The 20,080-nt window shown below is 55.3% G+C and carries 15 protein-coding genes, 4 tRNA genes and 2 rRNA genes (1 of these 21 only partly in view); all 21 read left to right on the top strand.

Translation table 11 applies throughout. The annotated features are described in order from the left end of the window. Positions 1–474: ribosomal RNA gene (locus AC193Q_RS17295) — 23S ribosomal RNA — on the top strand (it extends 2,418 nt beyond the left edge of the window). A 153-nt stretch (positions 475–627) separates the two neighbouring features. Next, positions 628–743: ribosomal RNA gene (rrf, locus tag AC193Q_RS17290) — 5S ribosomal RNA — on the top strand. Positions 744–875: 132 nt separating this feature from the next. After that, entirely contained in the window at positions 876–1,829 is a 954-nt protein-coding gene (gene birA / locus AC193Q_RS17285; protein ID WP_047296938.1) for a bifunctional biotin--[acetyl-CoA-carboxylase] ligase/biotin operon repressor BirA, read from the top strand. After that, positions 1,819–2,568 carry a pantothenate kinase gene (locus tag AC193Q_RS17280; protein ID WP_047296936.1) on the top strand — a complete coding sequence of 250 codons (750 nt, stop codon included), beginning with the start codon at positions 1,819–1,821 and terminating at the stop codon, positions 2,566–2,568. Before birA ends, AC193Q_RS17280 begins: the two co-directional genes overlap by 11 nt. Before the next feature lie 7 nt (positions 2,569–2,575). Further along, entirely contained in the window at positions 2,576–3,013 is a 438-nt protein-coding gene (locus tag AC193Q_RS17275; RefSeq protein WP_047296935.1) for a hypothetical protein, read from the top strand. A 142-nt stretch (positions 3,014–3,155) separates the two neighbouring features. After that, positions 3,156–3,240: transfer RNA gene (locus AC193Q_RS17270), tRNA-Tyr, on the top strand. A 24-nt stretch (positions 3,241–3,264) separates the two neighbouring features. Then, positions 3,265–3,338 (top strand) — tRNA-Gly (locus tag AC193Q_RS17265). Positions 3,339–3,364: 26 nt separating this feature from the next. Continuing rightward, positions 3,365–3,440: transfer RNA gene (locus AC193Q_RS17260), tRNA-Thr, on the top strand. Positions 3,441–3,524: 84 nt separating this feature from the next. Further along, complete coding sequence (gene tuf / locus AC193Q_RS17255; protein WP_095668187.1) at positions 3,525–4,718, top strand: elongation factor Tu; 1,194 nt, start codon at positions 3,525–3,527, stop codon at positions 4,716–4,718. A gap of 53 nt (positions 4,719–4,771) precedes the next feature. Continuing rightward, positions 4,772–4,847: transfer RNA gene (locus AC193Q_RS17250), tRNA-Trp, on the top strand. 45 nt (positions 4,848–4,892) lie between these two features. Next, a complete protein-coding gene (gene secE / locus AC193Q_RS17245) occupies positions 4,893–5,261 on the top strand; it encodes a preprotein translocase subunit SecE (protein ID WP_041074957.1) in 369 nt (122 codons plus the stop codon). Between the two features lie 9 nt (positions 5,262–5,270). After that, entirely contained in the window at positions 5,271–5,804 is a 534-nt protein-coding gene (nusG, locus tag AC193Q_RS17240; protein WP_025113545.1) for a transcription termination/antitermination protein NusG, read from the top strand. Positions 5,805–5,921: 117 nt separating this feature from the next. Beyond that, positions 5,922–6,353: a 50S ribosomal protein L11 gene (gene rplK / locus AC193Q_RS17235; RefSeq protein ID WP_003228756.1), complete on the top strand. Its 432-nt coding sequence runs from the start codon at positions 5,922–5,924 to the stop codon at positions 6,351–6,353. Further along, positions 6,353–7,048: a 50S ribosomal protein L1 gene (rplA, locus tag AC193Q_RS17230; protein ID WP_003228754.1), complete on the top strand. Its 696-nt coding sequence runs from the start codon at positions 6,353–6,355 to the stop codon at positions 7,046–7,048. The genes rplK and rplA overlap by 1 nt, the downstream gene beginning before the upstream one ends. Positions 7,049–7,246: 198 nt before the next feature. Next, the gene (gene rplJ / locus AC193Q_RS17225) at positions 7,247–7,747 is read left to right on the top strand and encodes a 50S ribosomal protein L10 (protein ID WP_003228752.1); all 501 of its coding nucleotides are present in this window, start codon (positions 7,247–7,249) and stop codon (positions 7,745–7,747) included. Between the two features lie 74 nt (positions 7,748–7,821). Next, positions 7,822–8,187, top strand: a complete 366-nt coding sequence (gene rplL, locus AC193Q_RS17220) for a 50S ribosomal protein L7/L12 (protein ID WP_041074960.1) — start codon at positions 7,822–7,824, stop codon at positions 8,185–8,187. Positions 8,188–8,408: 221 nt separating this feature from the next. Then, positions 8,409–12,482, top strand: coding sequence for a DNA-directed RNA polymerase subunit beta (rpoB, locus tag AC193Q_RS17215; protein WP_027614262.1), 4,074 nt, complete (start codon positions 8,409–8,411; stop codon positions 12,480–12,482). A 63-nt stretch (positions 12,483–12,545) separates the two neighbouring features. Continuing rightward, complete coding sequence (rpoC, locus tag AC193Q_RS17210) at positions 12,546–16,745, top strand: DNA-directed RNA polymerase subunit beta' (protein WP_047296933.1); 4,200 nt, start codon at positions 12,546–12,548, stop codon at positions 16,743–16,745. 215 nt (positions 16,746–16,960) lie between these two features. Beyond that, complete coding sequence (rpsL, locus tag AC193Q_RS17205; RefSeq protein WP_003186084.1) at positions 16,961–17,332, top strand: 30S ribosomal protein S12; 372 nt, start codon at positions 16,961–16,963, stop codon at positions 17,330–17,332. 107 nt (positions 17,333–17,439) lie between these two features. Then, a complete protein-coding gene (rpsG, locus tag AC193Q_RS17200; protein ID WP_003228745.1) occupies positions 17,440–17,913 on the top strand; it encodes a 30S ribosomal protein S7 in 474 nt (157 codons plus the stop codon). A gap of 30 nt (positions 17,914–17,943) precedes the next feature. Continuing rightward, complete coding sequence (gene fusA / locus AC193Q_RS17195; protein ID WP_047296931.1) at positions 17,944–20,049, top strand: elongation factor G; 2,106 nt, start codon at positions 17,944–17,946, stop codon at positions 20,047–20,049. Positions 20,050–20,080 lie beyond the last annotated feature (31 nt).

The raw sequence follows: 20,080 nt of genomic DNA, 5'->3' as shown, positions 1-20,080 counted from the left end.
TAAAAGGTACTCCGGGGATAACAGGCTGATACCGCCCAAGAGTTCATATCGACGGCGGTGTTTGGCACCTCGATGTCGGCTCATCACATCCTGGGGCTGAAGCCGGTCCCAAGGGTATGGCTGTTCGCCATTTAAAGTGGTACGCGAGCTGGGTTTAGAACGTCGTGAGACAGTTCGGTCCCTATCTGCCGTGGACGTTTGAGATTTGAGAGGGGCTGCTCCTAGTACGAGAGGACCGGAGTGGACGAACCTCTGGTGTTCCGGTTGTCACGCCAGTGGCATTGCCGGGTAGCTATGTTCGGGAAAGATAACCGCTGAAAGCATCTAAGCGGGAAACTTGCCTCAAGATGAGATCTCACTGGAACCTTGAGTTCCCTGAAGGGCCGTCGAAGACTACGACGTTGATAGGTTGGGTGTGTAAGCGCTGTGAGGCGTTGAGCTAACCAATACTAATTGCCCGTGAGGCTTGACCATATAACACCCAAGCAATCTGAATGCTCGAAAGAGACCAGATTGCGGTGTGTGAAGACGCAATGAACCGAAAGTTCGCGCTGCTCACAAACACCTGTATCACATACCCGATTTGCTGAAGCGAGGCCAGTTGGTCACGAGTCAGTACCCGAATTTCTTGACGACCATAGAGCGTTGGAACCACCTGATCCCATCCCGAACTCAGAAGTGAAACGATGCATCGCCGATGGTAGTGTGGGGTTTCCCCATGTGAGAGTAGGTCATCGTCAAGATTAAATTCCGAAACCCCAATTGCGAAAGCAGTTGGGGTTTTGTTTTGTCCGCAGGAAAGTGGCTTGCTTGATTTCTATGCAATTGCCCGGGTCATGGCTATTATTCGGGCCTCATTGTGAGGCGAGACCTGCATGTTGACGTTGTTGAATCTTTTAAAGGATGGTCGATTCCATTCCGGCGAGGCTTTGGGGATTGCCCTGGGAATCAGTCGAAGTGCGGTGTGGAAGCAGCTTCAGCATCTTGAGGCCGAACTCGGATTGTCAATTAACAAAGTCCGGGGCAGAGGCTATCAACTGGCTGCACCCCTGACGCTGCTCGACCCCCTGAAGATTGGTGCCTTGGCAGCGGTTTGGCCGATTACAGTCTTTGACTCCATTGACTCCACTAACGCAGAGGCGCTTCGCGCGATCAATCAGGGTCGAGCGGCGCCGTTTCTGGTATTGGCAGAGCGACAGATTTCCGGTCGTGGCCGCCGGGGACGCAAGTGGGTAAGCCCTTTTGCTGAAAATCTCTACTACAGCCTCGTTCTGCGCATAGATGGTGGCATGCGTCAGCTTGAAGGCTTGAGTCTGGTGGTCGGTTTGGCTGTTATGCACGCCTTGCGAAAGTTGGGGGTGGCGGGCGCAGGATTAAAGTGGCCCAACGATGTGCTGGTCGGAAACAAGAAAATCGCCGGTATTCTTCTTGAGCTAGTAGGGGATCCGGCAGATGTTTGCCACGTGGTGCTGGGTATAGGTATCAACGTGAACATGCAGGTTGCTGAGGCGGTTGGCCAACAATGGACGTCGATTCGACTCGAGACCGGCAAAAGCTGCGATCGCAACGTCTTGGTGGCTGAGTTGAACGAGCAACTGCGCGGCTATATCCAGCGCCATCAGGTTGATGGTTTCTCTGCGCTCCAGGAAGAGTGGGAAAAGGATCACATGTGGCAAGGTCGCCCGGTTTCTTTGATTGCCGGGGTAAGTCATATAGAAGGCGTTGTGCTTGGCATCGATAGCCAAGGTGCGCTGCGCTTGAAGGTGGACGGCGTGGAAAAGGTTTTTAGTGGTGGTGAGCTCAGCCTGAGGTTGCGTGATGATTCTTGAGCTCGACTGTGGGAATAGCTTTATCAAGTGGCGTGTATTGAATACGGCCGCTGGCGGTCTTTTCGCGGAGGGTGTTGTCGACTCGGATCAGGCTCTGGTGGATAGCCTATGCGCATTTGATAGCCTGTCGTTGCGTAAATGTCGGTTGGTCAGTGTAAGAACCAGCGAAGAAACTGCCGCGCTCACCCGGATTCTCGAGCAGGCGTTCGGTGTCTCGGTTGTGTGCGCCACGTCGTCCAGTGAAATGGCTGGTGTCAGGAATGGCTATCACGACTATGAACGCTTGGGGCTGGATCGCTGGTTGGCGATGCTTGGTGGCTTTCATTTGGCTGCGGGCGCCTGTCTGATTCTGGATTTCGGCACTGCAGTGACGGCTGACTTTATTAATGCCGAAGGTGAGCACCTTGGGGGATTCATTTGCCCAGGGATGCCCTTAATGCGTAACCAATTGCGTACACATACCCGGAAAATCCGTTATGGGGACTCGGCTGCCGAAAGAGCGCTTGCGAGCCATGCTCCGGGGCGCAGTACCGTCGAAGCGGTGGAGCGTGGATGCTCTTTGATGTTGAGAGGCTTTGTCCTGACCCAGATGGAAATGGCTCGATCCTATTGGGGAGAGCGCTTTACTGTTTTTATTACCGGTGGCGATGCTGGGTTGGTGGCGGACATCGTGCCTGAAGCGCGGATCGTCCCTGATCTGGTATTCATAGGGTTGGCGATGGCCTGTCCGTTAACTTGAGGTTTGTATGCGTTGGTTGTTCCTGCTGCTCGTTGTTCTCAATGTGTTTTATTACGTCTGGCATCAGCAGGAAGCTCCCTTGCGTGCGAAAGATGTCACGCCCCTCAGCATGTACCGCGGGTCTCAACAAGATATTCGCTTATTGAGTGAGGCGAATGGTGGCTCTGGGGGAGGGCAGGGCGTGCTCCGAGCTGGGCAAGAGTGTCTATTTTTGGGTGGTTTGACTCAAGAAAGCATCATTTCCGCGCTGCAGCTGCGTCTAGCGGCCATGGGTGTGAAGGTTCAGGCGTCGCAAAAGGATCTCTCCGAGCCTGGTTATTGGTTGCGCATTGCGCCCGAAAGCCAGCGTTTATTAGGGGATGTGCAGTTGCAGAACCTTTCCAAGGAATTCAATGAGTTAAAACATAAAATAATGCTGTGTGAGGGGGTTGCACCGCTGGAATAGTTTGCATAGAATGGCGCCCGCTCCACAGCGAACACCTAATCAGGTGGTCAGCGCGGAGTGGTGTCAACGCAGCTAACCTCAGGTTTTTAATGAGAAAATGCTTGACAGAAGGTCGGCATAGTATAGAATGCCGGCTCGCTTAGGAGGGGTTCCCGAGCGGCCAAAGGGATCAGACTGTAAATCTGACGTCTACGACTTCGAAGGTTCGAATCCTTCCCCCTCCACCATTTTTAGCGTGAGCTGCAAGCTCCGCGGGTATAGTTTAGTGGTAGAACCTCAGCCTTCCAAGCTGATGATGCGGGTTCGATTCCCGCTACCCGCTCCAAGTTTGCAGGTTGTGCAAAGTGTTACGCTCTTGTAGCTCAGTTGGTAGAGCACACCCTTGGTAAGGGTGAGGTCAGCGGTTCAAATCCGCTCAAGAGCTCCATATAACAAGGCAGATATGAAAATATCTGCCTTTGTTTTAATGGTAGATATCGTTCGTCTAATTCTTCTGTTGAGGGTGTTATCGATGGCTAAGGAAAAATTTGATCGTTCCCTGCCCCACGTCAACGTAGGGACCATTGGTCACGTTGACCACGGTAAAACCACTCTGACCGCTGCTCTGACTCGCGTCTGCTCCGAAGTTTTCGGTTCGGCCGTAGTTGAGTTCGACAAGATCGACAGCGCTCCAGAAGAAAAAGCTCGCGGTATCACCATCAATACCGCGCACGTTGAGTACAACTCGAACATTCGTCACTACGCTCACGTTGACTGCCCAGGTCACGCTGACTATGTGAAGAACATGATCACCGGTGCTGCTCAAATGGACGGCGCTATCCTGGTTTGCTCGGCCGCTGATGGTCCGATGCCACAAACCCGTGAGCACATCCTGCTGTCCCGTCAGGTAGGCGTTCCGTACATCGTGGTTTTCCTGAACAAGGCTGACCTGGTAGACGACGCTGAGCTGCTGGAACTGGTTGAGATGGAAGTTCGCGACCTGCTGTCCACCTACGACTTCCCGGGCGATGACACCCCAATCATCATCGGTTCGGCTCGTATGGCGCTGGAAGGCAAAGACGACAACGAGATGGGCACCACTGCCGTCAAGAAGCTGGTTGAAACTCTGGACAGCTACATCCCAGAACCAGTTCGTATGATCGACAAGCCATTCCTGATGCCAATCGAAGACGTATTCTCGATCTCGGGTCGCGGTACTGTTGTGACTGGTCGTATCGAGCGCGGTATCGTTCGCGTTCAAGATGCACTGGAAATCGTTGGTCTGCGTGACACCACCACCACCACCTGCACCGGTGTTGAGATGTTCCGCAAGCTGCTCGACGAAGGTCGTGCTGGTGAGAACTGCGGCGTTCTGCTGCGTGGTACCAAGCGTGACGACGTTGAGCGTGGTCAGGTTCTGGTCAAGCCAGGTTCGGTTAAGCCGCACACCAAGTTCACCGCAGAAGTTTACGTTCTGAGCAAGGAAGAAGGCGGTCGTCATACTCCGTTCTTCAAAGGCTACCGTCCACAGTTCTACTTCCGTACTACTGACGTGACTGGTAACTGCGAGCTGCCAGAAGGCGTTGAAATGGTAATGCCAGGTGACAACATTCAGATGACTGTTACCCTGATCAAAACCATCGCGATGGAAGACGGTCTGCGTTTCGCTATCCGTGAAGGCGGTCGTACCGTCGGCGCTGGTGTAGTGGCCAAAATCATCGAATAAGCAGTTGTAATGTATTTTTCGGGCCGGCATAATGGTCGGCCTGATTTTGTTTTAGGTCAGTAGCTCAATTGGCAGAGCGACGGTCTCCAAAACCGTAGGTTGGGGGTTCGATTCCCTCCTGACCTGCCAGATTCACTCGGTGTGTCTGGCTTTCTTTTCACAGGATCTTCATAGATGACTCCTAAGGCTGAAGCTCAAGGCTCTCGCTTCGATCTGCTAAAGTGGCTTGTGGTAGCCGCTTTGGTAGTTGTGGGTGTAGTTGGCAATCAGTATTACGCTGCTTCGCCGATCCTGTACCGTGTACTCGCATTGCTCGTGATTGCTGCTGTAGCTGCCTTTGTAGGCCTGCAGACTGCAAAGGGCAAGTCGTTCTTTGTACTGGTTAAGGAAGCGCGCACCGAGATTCGTAAAGTCGTATGGCCAACTCGCCAGGAAACTACGCAGACAACGCTAATTGTTGTTGCTGTGGTTATCGTTATGGCGTTGCTGTTGTGGGGTGTTGATTCCCTGCTCGGCTGGCTTGTTTCCTTGATTGTCGGCTAAGGGTGTCCCGTGGCTAAGCGTTGGTACGTTGTGCATGCTTACTCGGGTTACGAGAAGCATGTCATGCGCTCGCTGATTGAGCGCGTTAAGCTGGCTGGCATGGAAGATGGCTTCGGCGAAATTCTGGTTCCCACTGAAGAAGTGGTTGAAATGCGTAATGGCCAGAAGCGCAAAAGCGAACGCAAGTTCTTCCCAGGCTATGTGCTGGTACAGATGGATATGAACGAGGGTACTTGGCACTTGGTCAAGGATACTCCTCGGGTGATGGGCTTCATTGGCGGTACCGCCGACAAGCCTGCTCCAATCACCGACAAAGAGGCGGAAGCCATTCTTCGTCGCGTGGCCGATGGTAGTGATAAGCCGAAGCCGAAGACTCTGTTTGAGCCGGGTGAGGTGGTTCGGGTTACCGATGGTCCATTCGCTGACTTTAACGGCACTGTCGAAGAAGTTAATTACGAAAAGAGCCGTGTCCAGGTGGCAGTGCTTATTTTCGGTCGCTCTACTCCGGTAGAGTTGGAGTTCAGTCAGGTCGAAAAGGTCTAACTGAACAAGCATCCCAACCCCGCAGCCCTAGGCTGTGGGGTTTTGTCGTCACTGGGATAAACGCGCAAGTAACCGGGGAGCCTTTCGAGGCGTTCGAACCCGTAATTGGAGTGCCTCATGGCCAAGAAGATTACCGCTTACATCAAGCTGCAAGTGAAGGCCGCTCAGGCTAACCCAAGCCCACCTGTTGGTCCTGCTCTGGGTCAGCACGGCGTGAACATCATGGAATTCTGCAAGGCTTTCAACGCCCGTACTCAGGGTCTTGAAGCAGGTCTGCCGACTCCAGTGATCATCACTGTCTACAGCGACCGTAGCTTCACTTTCGAAACCAAATCCACCCCTGCTTCGGTTCTGCTGAAGAAGGCGGCCGGTCTGACCAGCGGTTCCGCTCGTCCGAACACCGTTAAGGTTGGCACTGTTACCCGTGCTCAGCTGGAAGAAATCGCGAAAACCAAAAACGCGGATCTGACTGCAGCTGATATGGATGCAGCCGTGCGTACTATCGCCGGTTCTGCTCGTAGCATGGGCCTTAACGTGGAGGGTGTGTAATGGCTAAGCTGACCAAGCGTCAAAAGGCTATCGCCGGCAAAATCGAAGCAGGCAAGGCCTACAACATTGTAGACGCTGCTGCTCTGCTGGCTGAGCTGTCGACTGTCAAGTTCAGCGAGTCGTTCGACGTTGCTGTAAACCTGGGTGTAGACCCGCGCAAATCCGACCAGGTTGTTCGTAGCGCTACTGTGCTGCCACACGGCACTGGCAAGACCGTTCGCGTTGCTGTGTTCACCCAGGGTCCAGCTGCTGAGGCCGCTCTGGCTGCCGGCGCTGACCGTGTAGGTATGGACGACCTGGCTGCTGAAATGAAAGGCGGCGACCTGAACTATGACGTAGTGATCGCATCCCCGGATGCCATGCGCGTTGTAGGTCAACTGGGTCAGATCCTCGGTCCACGTGGCCTGATGCCTAACCCGAAAGTCGGCACCGTAACTCCAGACGTAGCTACCGCGGTTAAAAACGCCAAGGCTGGCCAGGTTCGTTATCGCACCGACAAAAACGGCATCATCCACACTTCCGTTGGCAAGATCGGCTTCGATGCCGTCAAGCTGAAGGAAAACGTTGAAGCCCTGATCGCTGATCTGAAGCGTATCAAGCCAGCTTCTTCGAAAGGTATCTACGTCAAGCGCGTTACCCTGAGCACCACTATGGGCCCAGGTCTGGTTATCGATCAGAGCTCGCTGGACGCGTAAGACAAAGATTGGCGCGTTTGATTGCGCCAATTGAAAGATTGGGGTCCCTGCCTGGCGGGGGCTATCCAAGACCGTAGGCGACGCAAGTCTTAAACCATAAGCCTACGCAGATGGTGCTCCCGGTTCCTTACCGAATCAGACACCAAAACGACATTCGGTTTCGACCGAGTGAAACGGTAACAAGCAGGAGTTAAACCCGTGGCAATTAATCTCGAAGACAAGAAGGCCATCGTCGCTGAAGTCAACGAGGCTGCCAAAGTCGCTCTGTCCGCTGTCGTGGTTGATGCCCGTGGCGTAACAGTAGGCGCAATGACCGGACTCCGTAAAGAGGCTCGTGAAGCTGGCGTTTACGTACGTGTTGTACGTAACACCCTGCTCAAGCGCGCTGTTGCTGACACTGAATACAGTGTCCTCAACGACGTGTTCACCGGCCCGACCCTGATTGCATTCTCGAACGAACATCCGGGCGCTGCTGCCCGTATCTTCAAAGAGTTTGCCAAGGGTCAGGACAAGTTCGAGATCAAGGCAGCTGCGTTCGAGGGCAAGTTCCTCGCAGCTAATCAGATCGACGTACTGGCAACTCTGCCGACCCGTGACGAAGCAATTTCTCAGCTGATGAGCGTGATTCAAGGCGCTACCAGCAAATTGGCTCGTACTCTGGCGGCAATTCGCGACCAGAAAGAAGCTGCCGCAGCCTAAGGCTCGTCGACTTCTCGCGTTTTTTGTTTATTTCGATGGTCGCGTAGGCCGTCCCCCAATTCAGGAATTGAGTCATGTCTCTGACTAACGAACAAATCATCGAAGCAATCGGCCAGAAATCCGTAGTGGAAATCGTTGAGCTGATCAAAGCGATGGAAGAAACCTTCGGCGTTACCGCTGCTGCCGCTTCGGCTGGCCCAGCTGTAGCTGCTGCTGCTGTTGAAGAGCAAACCGAGTTCAACGTTGTTCTGGTTGAAGCCGGCGAGAAGAAAGTAAACGTGATCAAGGCAGTTCGTGAACTGACCGGTCTGGGCCTGAAAGAAGCCAAAGAGAAAGTAGATGGCGCTCCTCAGGTTGTAGCTGAAGGCGTTTCGAAAGAAGCTGCTGAAGACGCTAAGAAGAAGCTGGAAGAAGCAGGCGCTAAAGTCGAGCTGAAATAAGTATCGACTTTGCTCCTCCAGCCCGAGCGTCAAGCGACAGGCTGATGGCTGGTGGCTCTTGCCACCGGCCTTTTTCCGTTATTGGCAGCCGACTGGGTCGGTGCTGATAAAGGCGCTGTAACCACCCGATGCGGTGGCGCAAACCATGGGGTTTGCACGATTTTCTGGCTGCTCCCGTCGGGAGGGGCCAAACAAGCAGGTGACCAAGCTGGGGAACGCTGATGGCTTACTCATATACTGAGAAAAAACGTATCCGCAAGGACTTTAGCAAGTTGCCGGACGTCATGGATGTGCCGTACCTCCTGGCCATCCAGCTGGATTCGTATCGTGAATTCTTGCAAGCGGGAGCGACTAAAGATCAGTTCCGCGACGTGGGCCTGCATGCGGCCTTCAAATCCGTTTTCCCGATCATCAGCTACTCCGGCAATGCTGCGCTGGAGTACGTCGGTTATCGCTTGGGCGAACCGGCATTTGATGTCAAAGAATGCGTATTGCGCGGTGTAACTTTCGCCGTACCTTTGCGGGTAAAAGTGCGCCTGATCATTTTCGACAAAGAATCGTCGAACAAAGCGATCAAGGACATCAAAGAGCAAGAAGTCTATATGGGCGAAATCCCATTGATGACTGAGAACGGTACCTTCGTAATCAACGGTACCGAGCGTGTTATCGTTTCCCAGCTGCACCGTTCCCCGGGCGTGTTCTTCGACCACGACCGCGGCAAGACGCACAGCTCCGGTAAACTGTTGTACTCCGCGCGCATCATTCCTTACCGCGGTTCGTGGCTGGATTTCGAGTTCGACCCGAAAGACTGCGTATTCGTGCGTATCGACCGTCGTCGCAAGCTGCCGGCCTCGGTACTGCTGCGCGCGCTCGGCTACACCACCGAAGAAGTGCTGGACGCGTTCTACACCACCAACGTATTCCACGTTAAAGGCGAAGGCCTGAGCCTGGAACTGGTGCCTCAGCGTCTGCGCGGTGAAGTGGCTGTCCTCGATATCCAGGATGATAAAGGCAAGGTGATTGTAGAGCAGGGCCGTCGTATTACTGCCCGCCACATCAACCAGCTGGAGAAAGCCGGGATCAAAGAGCTGGACGTGCCTCTGGACTACGTTCTGGGTCGCACTACCGCCAAGGTCATCGTGCATCCGGCTACCGGCGAAATCCTGGCAGAGTGCAACACCGAGCTGTCGACCGAAGTCCTGGCGAAAATTGCCAAGGCCGGCGTTGTTCGCATCGAAACTCTGTACACCAACGACATCGACTGCGGTCCGTTCATCTCCGACACGCTGAAGATCGACTCCACCAGCAACCAATTGGAAGCGCTGGTCGAAATCTATCGCATGATGCGTCCAGGCGAGCCGCCAACCAAAGACGCTGCCGAAACCCTGTTCAACAACCTGTTCTTCAGCCCTGAGCGCTATGACCTGTCTGCGGTCGGCCGGATGAAGTTCAACCGTCGTATCGGTCGTACCGAAATCGAAGGTTCGGGCGTGCTGTGCAAGGAAGACATCGTCGCGGTCCTGAAGACTCTGGTCGACATCCGTAACGGTAAAGGCATTGTCGATGACATCGACCACCTGGGTAACCGTCGTGTTCGCTGCGTAGGCGAAATGGCCGAGAACCAGTTCCGCGTTGGCCTGGTACGTGTTGAGCGTGCGGTCAAAGAGCGTCTGTCGATGGCTGAAAGCGAAGGCCTGATGCCGCAAGACCTGATCAACGCCAAGCCAGTGGCTGCGGCGGTGAAGGAGTTCTTCGGTTCCAGCCAGCTCTCGCAGTTCATGGACCAGAACAACCCGCTGTCCGAGATCACCCACAAGCGTCGTGTCTCTGCACTCGGCCCTGGCGGTCTGACTCGTGAGCGTGCAGGCTTTGAAGTCCGTGACGTACACCCGACTCACTATGGTCGTGTCTGCCCGATTGAAACGCCGGAAGGTCCGAACATCGGTCTGATCAACTCCCTGGCTGCTTACGCCCGCACCAACCAGTACGGCTTCCTGGAAAGCCCGTACCGTGTGGTGAAAGAGGGTGTGGTCACCGACGAGATCGTGTTCCTGTCCGCCATTGAAGAAGCCGATCACGTGATCGCGCAGGCTTCGGCGACCATGAACGAGCAGAAAGTCCTGATCGACGAGCTGGTAGCCGTACGTCACCTGAACGAATTCACCGTCAAGGCGCCGGAAGACGTCACCCTGATGGACGTTTCGCCGAAGCAGGTAGTTTCGGTTGCAGCGTCGCTGATTCCGTTCCTCGAGCACGACGACGCCAACCGTGCGTTGATGGGTTCGAACATGCAGCGTCAAGCTGTACCAACCCTGCGCGCTGATAAGCCGCTGGTAGGTACCGGCATGGAACGTAACGTGGCTCGCGACTCCGGCGTTTGCGTCGTGGCTCGTCGTGGCGGCGTGATCGACTCCGTTGATGCCAGCCGTATCGTGGTTCGTGTTGCTGATGATGAAGTTGAAACCGGTGAAGCCGGTGTCGACATCTACAACCTGACCAAATACACCCGCTCGAACCAGAACACCTGCATCAACCAGCGTCCGCTGGTGAGCAAGGGTGATCGCGTTCAGCGTAGCGACATCATGGCCGACGGCCCGTCCACCGACATGGGTGAGCTGGCACTGGGTCAGAACATGCGCATCGCGTTCATGGCATGGAACGGCTTCAACTTCGAAGACTCCATCTGCCTGTCCGAGCGTGTGGTTCAGGAAGACCGTTTCACCACGATCCACATTCAGGAACTGACCTGTGTGGCGCGTGACACCAAGCTTGGCCCAGAGGAAATCACTGCGGACATCCCGAACGTGGGTGAAGCTGCACTGAACAAGCTGGACGAAGCCGGTATCGTTTACGTAGGTGCTGAAGTAGGCGCAGGCGACATCCTGGTCGGTAAGGTCACTCCGAAAGGCGAGACCCAACTGACTCCGGAAGAAAAACTGCTGCGTGCGATCTTCGGTGAAAAAGCCAGCGACGTTAAAGACACCTCCCTGCGTGTACCTACCGGTACCAAAGGTACTGTCATCGACGTACAGGTCTTCACCCGTGACGGCGTTGAGCGTGATGCTCGTGCACTGTCGATCGAGAAGTCCCAGCTGGACGAGATCCGCAAGGATCTGAACGAAGAGTTCCGTATCGTAGAGGGCGCGACCTTCGAACGTCTGCGCTCCGCTCTGGTAGGCCACAAGGCTGAAGGCGGCGCCGGTCTGAAGAAAGGTCAGGACATCACCGACGAAGTACTCGACGGTCTTGAGCATGGTCAGTGGTTCAAACTGCGCATGGCTGAAGATGCTCTGAACGAGCAGCTCGAGAAGGCTCAGGCCTACATCGTTGATCGTCGCCGTCTGCTGGACGACAAGTTCGAAGACAAGAAGCGCAAACTGCAGCAGGGCGATGACCTGGCTCCGGGCGTGCTGAAAATCGTCAAGGTTTACCTGGCAATCCGTCGTCGCATCCAGCCGGGCGACAAGATGGCCGGTCGTCACGGTAACAAGGGTGTGGTCTCCGTGATCATGCCGGTTGAAGACATGCCGCACGATGCCAATGGCACCCCGGTCGACGTCGTCCTCAACCCGTTGGGCGTACCTTCGCGTATGAACGTTGGTCAGATCCTTGAAACCCACCTGGGCCTCGCGGCCAAAGGTCTGGGCGAGAAGATCAACCGGATGGTCGAAGAGCAGCGTAAAGTCGCTGAGCTGCGCACCTTCCTGGACGAGATCTACAACCAGATCGGTGGTCGTAACGAAGATCTGGACAGCTTCTCCGATCAGGAAATCCTGGATCTGGCGAAGAACCTGCGTGGCGGTGTTCCAATGGCCACTCCAGTGTTCGACGGTGCCAAGGAAAGCGAAATCAAGGCCATGCTGAAACTGGCAGACCTGCCGGAAAGCGGCCAGATGCAGCTGACTGACGGCCGTACCGGCAACAAGTTCGAGCGTCCAGTTACCGTTGGCTACATGTACATGCTGAAGCTGAACCACTTGGTAGACGACAAGATGCACGCGCGTTCTACCGGTTCGTACAGCCTGGTTACCCAGCAGCCGCTGGGTGGTAAGGCGCAGTTCGGTGGTCAGCGTTTCGGGGAGATGGAGGTCTGGGCACTGGAAGCATACGGTGCTGCATACACTCTGCAAGAAATGCTCACAGTGAAGTCGGACGATGTGAACGGCCGTACCAAGATGTACAAAAACATCGTGGATGGCGATCACCGTATGGAGCCGGGCATGCCCGAGTCCTTCAACGTGTTGATCAAGGAAATTCGTTCCCTCGGCATCGATATCGATCTGGAAACCGAATAACACGTGACGCGATCGAGAGCGGGGCAGGACTGCCCGCTCTCTGCTCCGCCAGGAGGAAAGGCCTTGAAAGACCTACTGAATTTGCTGAAAAACCAGGGTCAAGTCGAAGAGTTCGACGCCATCCGTATCGGATTGGCCTCGCCTGAGATGATCCGCTCGTGGTCGTTCGGTGAAGTTAAAAAGCCGGAAACCATCAACTACCGTACGTTCAAACCTGAGCGTGACGGTCTGTTCTGCGCCAAGATCTTTGGCCCGGTAAAGGATTACGAGTGCCTGTGCGGTAAGTACAAGCGCTTGAAGCACCGTGGTGTGATCTGCGAGAAGTGCGGCGTTGAAGTCGCACTGGCCAAGGTTCGTCGTGAGCGCATGGCGCACATCGAACTGGCTTCGCCGGTTGCCCACATCTGGTTCCTGAAATCGCTGCCGTCCCGTATCGGCCTGCTGATGGACATGACCCTGCGTGATATCGAGCGCGTTCTCTACTTCGAGAGCTACGTCGTTATCGATCCGGGCATGACTACCCTTGAAAAAGGTCAGCTGCTGAACGACGAGCAGTACTTCGAAGCGCTGGAAGAGTTCGGTGATGACTTCGACGCCCGCATGGGTGCTGAAGCTGTCCGTGAACTGCTGCACGCTATCGACCTGGAACACGAGATTGGCCGTCTGCGCGAAGAAATTCCGCAAACCAACTCGGAAACCAAGATCAAGAAGCTGTCCAAGCGTCTGAAGTTGATGGAAGCCTTCCAGGGTTCCGGCAACCTGCCAGAGTGGATGGTGCTGACCGTTCTGCCGGTTCTGCCGCCAGATCTGCGTCCACTGGTCCCGCTGGATGGCGGTCGTTTCGCGACTTCCGACCTCAACGATCTGTATCGTCGAGTGATCAACCGTAACAACCGTTTGAAGCGTCTGCTGGATCTGTCCGCTCCGGACATCATCGTGCGCAACGAAAAGCGTATGTTGCAGGAAGCTGTCGATGCACTGCTCGACAACGGTCGTCGTGGCCGCGCTATCACCGGTTCGAACAAGCGTCCTCTGAAATCCCTGGCTGACATGATCAAGGGTAAGCAGGGTCGTTTCCGTCAGAACTTGCTCGGCAAGCGTGTTGACTACTCCGGTCGTTCGGTAATTACCGTAGGCCCGACCCTGCGTCTGCACCAGTGCGGCCTGCCGAAGAAGATGGCTCTCGAGCTGTTCAAACCGTTCATTTTCGGCAAGCTGGAAATGCGTGGTCTGGCGACCACCATCAAAGCGGCCAAGAAGATGGTCGAGCGCGAGCTGCCAGAGGTTTGGGACGTTCTCGCTGAAGTGATTCGCGAACACCCGGTTCTTCTCAACCGTGCACCGACCCTTCACCGTCTGGGTATCCAGGCGTTTGAACCGGTACTGATCGAAGGTAAGGCTATCCAGCTGCACCCGCTGGTCTGCGCCGCGTACAACGCCGACTTCGACGGCGACCAGATGGCCGTGCACGTACCGCTGACGCTGGAAGCCCAGCTCGAAGCGCGTGCGTTGATGATGTCGACCAACAACATTCTGTCGCCAGCCAACGGTGAGCCAATCATCGTTCCGTCGCAGGACGTTGTATTGGGTCTGTACTACATGACTCGTGAAGCGATCAACGCCAAGGGCGAAGGTCGTGTGTTCGCGGATCTGCAGGAAGTTGACCGTGTGTTCCGTGCCGGCGAAGCCGCACTGCACGCCAAGGTTAAAGTGCGTATCAACGAAACCGTCAACGACCGTGACGGCAACAGCGTGAGCAACACTCGTATCGTCGACACCACTGTCGGCCGTGCGCTGCTGTTTCAGGTGGTGCCGAAAGGTCTGTCGTTCGATGTCGTCAACCTGCCAATGAAGAAAAAGGCGATCTCCAAGCTGATCAACCAGTGCTACCGCGTGGTTGGTCTGAAAGAGACCGTGATCTTTGCTGACCAGTTGATGTACACCGGTTTCGCTTATTCGACCATCTCCGGCGTTTCCATCGGTGTTAACGACTTCGTTATCCCGGACGAAAAAGCCCGCATCATCGGTGCAGCCACCGACGAAGTGAAAGAGATCGAGAGCCAGTACGCCTCCGGCCTGGTAACTCAGGGCGAGAAGTACAACAAAGTGATCGACCTTTGGTCGAAGGCGAACGACGAAGTTTCCAAGGCGATGATGGCCAACCTCTCGAAAGAGAAAGTCATCGACCGTCACGGCGACGAAGTTGACCAAGAGTCCTTCAACTCGATGTACATGATGGCCGACTCGGGTGCGCGGGGTTCCGCAGCACAGATTCGTCAGCTGGCCGGTATGCGTGGTCTGATGGCCAAGCCGGACGGTTCCATCATTGAAACGCCGATTACTGCGAACTTCCGTGAAGGTCTGAGCGTACTCCAGTACTTCATCTCGACTCACGGTGCTCGTAAAGGTCTGGCGGATACCGCGTTGAAAACTGCGAACTCCGGTTACCTGACTCGTCGTCTGGTAGACGTGGCGCAGGATCTGGTTGTAACCGAGATCGATTGCGGCACCGAACACGGTCTGCTGATGACTCCGCACATTGAAGGCGGTGACGTTGTAGAGCCGTTGGGTGAGCGCGTATTGGGTCGTGTTATTGCCCGTGACGTATTCAAGCCAGGCACCGAGGACGTTATCGTTCCTGCCGGTACTCTGGTGGACGAGAAGTGGGTCGAGTTCATCGAGCTGAACAGCATCGACGAAGTGATCGTGCGTTCGCCGATCAGCTGCGAAACCCGCTATGGCATTTGCGCCAAGTGCTACGGCCGTGATCTGGCTCGTGGTCACCAGGTGAACATCGGTGAAGCGGTCGGCGTTATTGCTGCCCAGTCCATCGGTGAGCCGGGTACCCAGCTGACGATGCGTACGTTCCACATCGGTGGTGCGGCAAGCCGTACTTCCGCAGCCGACAGCGTTCAGGTGAAGAATGGCGGTACCGTCCGTCTGCATAACCTGAAACACGTTGAGCGAGTGGATGGCCACCTGGTTGCCGTGTCCCGTTCCGGTGAGCTGGCCATCGCTGATGACTTCGGTCGTGAGCGTGAGCGTTACAAGCTGCCGTACGGTGCTGTGATTTCGGTTAAAGAAGGTGACAAGGTCGACGCTGGCGCAATCGTCGCCAAGTGGGATCCGCACACTCACCCGATCGTTACCGAAATGAAAGGTACCGTGACCTACGTGGGCATGGAAGAAGGCATCACGATCAAGCGTCAGACTGACGAATTGACCGGTATGACCAACATTGAAGTACTCGATGCGAAAGATCGTCCAGCTGCGGGCAAGGAAATCCGTCCAGCAGTGAAGATGGTCGACGACAACGGCAAGGATCTGTTGCTGCCAGGCACTGACGTTATCGCTCAGTACTTCCTGCCAGCCAACGCCCTGGTCGGTGTTGCGGACGGTGCGAAGATCGCGATCGGTGATGTTATCGCTCGTATCCCGCAAGAAACTTCGAAAACCCGCGACATCACCGGTGGTCTGCCGCGTGTTGCCGACCTGTTCGAAGCTCGTCGTCCGAAAGAGGCGTCGATTCTGGCTGAAGTCAGCGGTACCATCGCATTCGGTAAAGAGACCAAAGGCAAGCGCCGTCTGGTTATTACCCCGAACGACGGTAGCGATCCGTACGAAGAGCTGATTCCGAAGTGGCGTCACCTGAACGTGTTCGAAGGCGAACAGGTTAACCGCGGCGAAGTTATCTCCGACGGTCCAAGCGATCCGCACGACATCCTGCGTCTGCTGGGTGTGAGCGCGCTGGCCAAGTACATCGTGAACGAGATCCAGGACGTTTACCGTCTGCAAGGCGTGAAAATCAACGATAAGCACATCGAGACCATCCTGCGTCAGATGCTGCGTAAAGTTGAGATCTCCGAGTCCGGCGATTCCAGCTTCATCAAGGGCGACCAGATGGAACTGACTCACGTACTGGTAGAGAACGAGCGTCTGAACGCGGAAGACAAGTTTGTCTCCAAGTTCACCCGCGTTCTGCTGGGTATCACCAAGGCGTCGTTGTCGACCGAATCGTTCATCTCGGCGGCTTCCTTCCAGGAAACCACCCGCGTACTGACCGAAGCGGCAGTCACCGGCAAGCGCGACTACCTGCGCGGCCTGAAAGAAAACGTGGTCGTGGGTCGTCTGATCCCGGCCGGTACCGGTCTGGCTTATCACAGCGAGCGCAAGCGTCGTCGTGATGCAGACAAGCCGTTGCGCGTAAGCGCCAGTGAAGTGGAAGCTGCACTGACCGAAGCGCTGAACTCGAGCGGTAACTGAGTTCTGCGGTAAATAAGCTGAGGCCCTGATCGCTCCGTTCGTCGAATCGAGACAAATTGTCAAGGTTCGACGGGCGGGGTGGTCGGGGCCTTGCCTTGACTGGGGGCAAGATCCTCTTTAGACTCTTGATCCCCTAAATTTGGCGGGAATCCGTTCCTGTCATTTTGCTTTTCTTGCAAGACAATAGCGTCGCAAGACAACAGTGGAGCTAGTAGATGGCAACTATCAACCAGCTGGTACGTCAGCCGCGTAAGCGTATCGTCGAGAAATCCGACGTACCTGCGCTGCAGAACTGCCCGCAGCGTCGTGGCGTGTGCACCCGTGTGTACACCACTACGCCGAAAAAACCTAACTCGGCACTGCGTAAAGTATGCCGTGTGCGTCTGACCAACGGTTTCGAGGTTTCCTCGTACATCGGTGGTGAAGGCCACAACCTGCAAGAGCACAGCGTGGTACTGATCCGCGGCGGTCGTGTAAAAGACTTGCCAGGTGTTCGTTACCACACCGTTCGCGGCTCCTTGGATACTTCCGGCGTTAAAGGCCGTAACCAGGGTCGTTCGAAGTACGGTACCAAGCGTCCGAAGTAATCGGCCGTTTTGCAGATTTTCATTTTATTGAGTCGATAAGAGTAAGGTCGGGCTTGCATCCACTGGATCTGTCCCGAACTAACCTGAAGACCGCTTGAGGGCTTATCATGCCAAGACGTCGCGTAGCAGCAAAGCGTGAGATTCTGGACGATCCGAAATACGGAAGCCAGATCCTCGCCAAATTCATGAACCACGTTATGGAAAGCGGCAAGAAAGCCGTTGCCGAGCGTATCGTTTATGGTGCCCTGGAAACCGTGAAGGCTCGTAAGGCCGGCACCGATCCCCTGGAACTCTTCGAAAAAGCACTCGACGCCATCGCTCCGCTGGTCGAAGTGAAGTCGCGCCGCGTTGGTGGTGCTACTTACCAGGTTCCGGTCGAGGTTCGTCCTTCCCGCCGTAACGCTCTGGCAATGCGCTGGTTGGTAGACTTCGCACGTAAGCGTGGCGAGAAGTCTATGGCTCTGCGCTTGGCTGGCGAACTGCTGGATGCTGCTGAAGGTAAAGGTGCTGCTGTTAAGAAGCGTGAAGACGTGCACCGTATGGCCGAAGCCAACAAAGCTTTCTCGCACTACCGCTTCTAATTTTAGCTTCACTAATTTTGCGAGGGCTTTATGGCTCGTACTACTCCGATTAGTCGCTACCGTAACATCGGTATCGTCGCTCACGTGGATGCTGGTAAAACCACCACCACCGAGCGCGTCCTTTTTTACACTGGCAAAAGTCACAAAATGGGCGAGGTGCATGACGGCGCCGCGACTACAGACTGGATGGTGCAGGAGCAGGAGCGTGGTATTACCATTACTTCTGCTGCCATCACCGCCTTCTGGAAAGGTTCCGAGAAGCAGTATCCTCACGAACACCGCTTCAACGTCATCGATACCCCGGGCCACGTAGACTTCACCATTGAAGTTGAGCGTTCCCTGCGCGTACTCGACGGCGCTGTGGTTGTATTCTGCGGTACCTCGGGTGTTGAGCCTCAGTCGGAAACCGTATGGCGTCAAGCCAACAAATACGGCGTTCCACGTCTTGTTTACGTAAACAAGATGGACCGTGCTGGTGCCAACTTCCTGCGCGTGATCGGTCAGATCAAGCAGCGTCTGGGTCACACTCCGGTGCCGATCCAGCTGGCTATCGGTTCGGAAGACAACTTCCAGGGCCAGATCGACCTGATCAACATGCAGGCTGTTTACTGGAACGACTCTGACAAGGGTATGGTTCCTGTTCGCAAGGAAATCCCTGCGGACATGCTCGAGCTGGCTACTGAGTGGCGCAGCAACATGGTTGAGGCTGCGGCCGAAGCCAGTGAAGAGCTGATGAACAAGTACCTGGAAGGCGAAGAGCTGTCGATCGAAGAGATCAAGGCTGCTCTGCGTCAGCGCACTATCGCTGGCGAAATCGTTCTGGCTGTGTGCGGTTCTTCGTTCAAGAACAAGGGCGTTCCCCTGGTTCTCGACGCCGTCATCGACTTCCTGCCTGCTCCAACCGACATTCCTGCGATCAAGGGCTCCAACCCTGATAACGAGGAAGAGGAAATGGAGCGTCACGCAAGTGACGACGAGCCGTTCGCGGCACTGGCGTTCAAAATCGCTACTGACCCATTCGTGGGTACCTTGACCTTCGTCCGTGTTTACTCGGGCGTGTTGAACTCCGGCGACGGTGTGATCAACTCGGTTAAAGGCAAGAAAGAGCGCGTGGGTCGTATGGTGCAAATGCACGCAAACGCCCGTGAAGAGATCAAGGAAGTGCGCGCTGGCGACATCGCGGCCCTGATCGGCATGAAGGACGTCACCACTGGTGAAACCCTCTGCAACGCTGACAAGCCAATTATCCTGGTTCGTATGGACTTCCCGGAGCCGGTTATTTCGGTTGCCGTAGAGCCTAAGACCAAGGATGACCAGGAAAAAATGGGTATCGCACTGGGCAAGCTGGCTCAGGAAGACCCGTCTTTCCGCGTTAAGACTGATGAAGAGACTGGTCAGACGATCATCTCCGGCATGGGCGAGCTGCACCTGGACATCCTGGTTGACCGGATGCGCCGTGAGTTCAACGTCGAAGCCAACATCGGCAAGCCTCAAGTTTCGTACCGTGAGCGCATCACGAAGAACTGCGAAATCGAAGGCAAGTTCGTTCGCCAGTCCGGCGGTCGCGGCCAGTTCGGTCACTGCTGGATCCGTTTTGCTCCTGCTGACGAAGGTCAGGAAGGTCTGCAATTCCTGAACGAAGTAGTAGGTGGTGTGGTTCCTAAGGAATACATCCCGGCTATCCAGAAGGGTATCGAAGAGCAGATGAAGAACGGCGTTGTTGCCGGCTATCCGCTGATCGGCCTGAAGGCTACCGTGTTCGATGGTTCTTACCACGACGTCGACTCCAACGAGATGGCGTTTAAAGTGGCTGCTTCCATGGCGACCAAGCAACTGGCCCAGAAGGGTGGTGGTGAGTTGCTCGAGCCGATCATGGCGGTAGAGGTTGTTACGCCTGAAGACTATATGGGTGATGTAATGGGCGACCTTAACCGTCGTCGCGGCATGATCCAGGGTATGGAAGACACAGTGTCCGGCAAGGTTATCCGTGCCGAGGTTCCACTGGGTGAGATGTTCGGTTATGCGACCGACGTTCGTTCCATGTCCCAGGGTCGCGCAAGCTACTCTATGGAATTCAAAAAATACGATACGGCTCCGTCGCACATCGTCGAATCCGTAACCAAAAAACAAGGCTGATTCAGCCCCTTTAGGCTAGGAGTTAATTGTC

The sequence above is a fragment of the Pseudomonas sp. F2 genome (assembly GCF_057174385.1).
The sequence above is the reverse complement of the archived record's forward strand: the minus strand, read 5'-3'. Positions and strand labels throughout refer to the sequence as shown.

Coding starts and splice junctions, on each gene's coding strand:
- AC193Q_RS17275 (WP_047296935.1), top strand. CDS start 2,576: ATGCGTTGGTTGTTCCTGCTGCTCGTTGTTCTCAATGTGTTTTATTAC.
- fusA (WP_047296931.1), top strand. CDS start 17,944: ATGGCTCGTACTACTCCGATTAGTCGCTACCGTAACATCGGTATCGTC.
- secE (WP_041074957.1), top strand. CDS start 4,893: ATGACTCCTAAGGCTGAAGCTCAAGGCTCTCGCTTCGATCTGCTAAAG.
- rpoB (WP_027614262.1), top strand. CDS start 8,409: ATGGCTTACTCATATACTGAGAAAAAACGTATCCGCAAGGACTTTAGC.
- rplK (WP_003228756.1), top strand. CDS start 5,922: ATGGCCAAGAAGATTACCGCTTACATCAAGCTGCAAGTGAAGGCCGCT.
- tuf (WP_095668187.1), top strand. CDS start 3,525: ATGGCTAAGGAAAAATTTGATCGTTCCCTGCCCCACGTCAACGTAGGG.
- rplL (WP_041074960.1), top strand. CDS start 7,822: ATGTCTCTGACTAACGAACAAATCATCGAAGCAATCGGCCAGAAATCC.
- rpsG (WP_003228745.1), top strand. CDS start 17,440: ATGCCAAGACGTCGCGTAGCAGCAAAGCGTGAGATTCTGGACGATCCG.
- rplA (WP_003228754.1), top strand. CDS start 6,353: ATGGCTAAGCTGACCAAGCGTCAAAAGGCTATCGCCGGCAAAATCGAA.
- birA (WP_047296938.1), top strand. CDS start 876: ATGTTGACGTTGTTGAATCTTTTAAAGGATGGTCGATTCCATTCCGGC.
- AC193Q_RS17280 (WP_047296936.1), top strand. CDS start 1,819: ATGATTCTTGAGCTCGACTGTGGGAATAGCTTTATCAAGTGGCGTGTA.
- rpsL (WP_003186084.1), top strand. CDS start 16,961: ATGGCAACTATCAACCAGCTGGTACGTCAGCCGCGTAAGCGTATCGTC.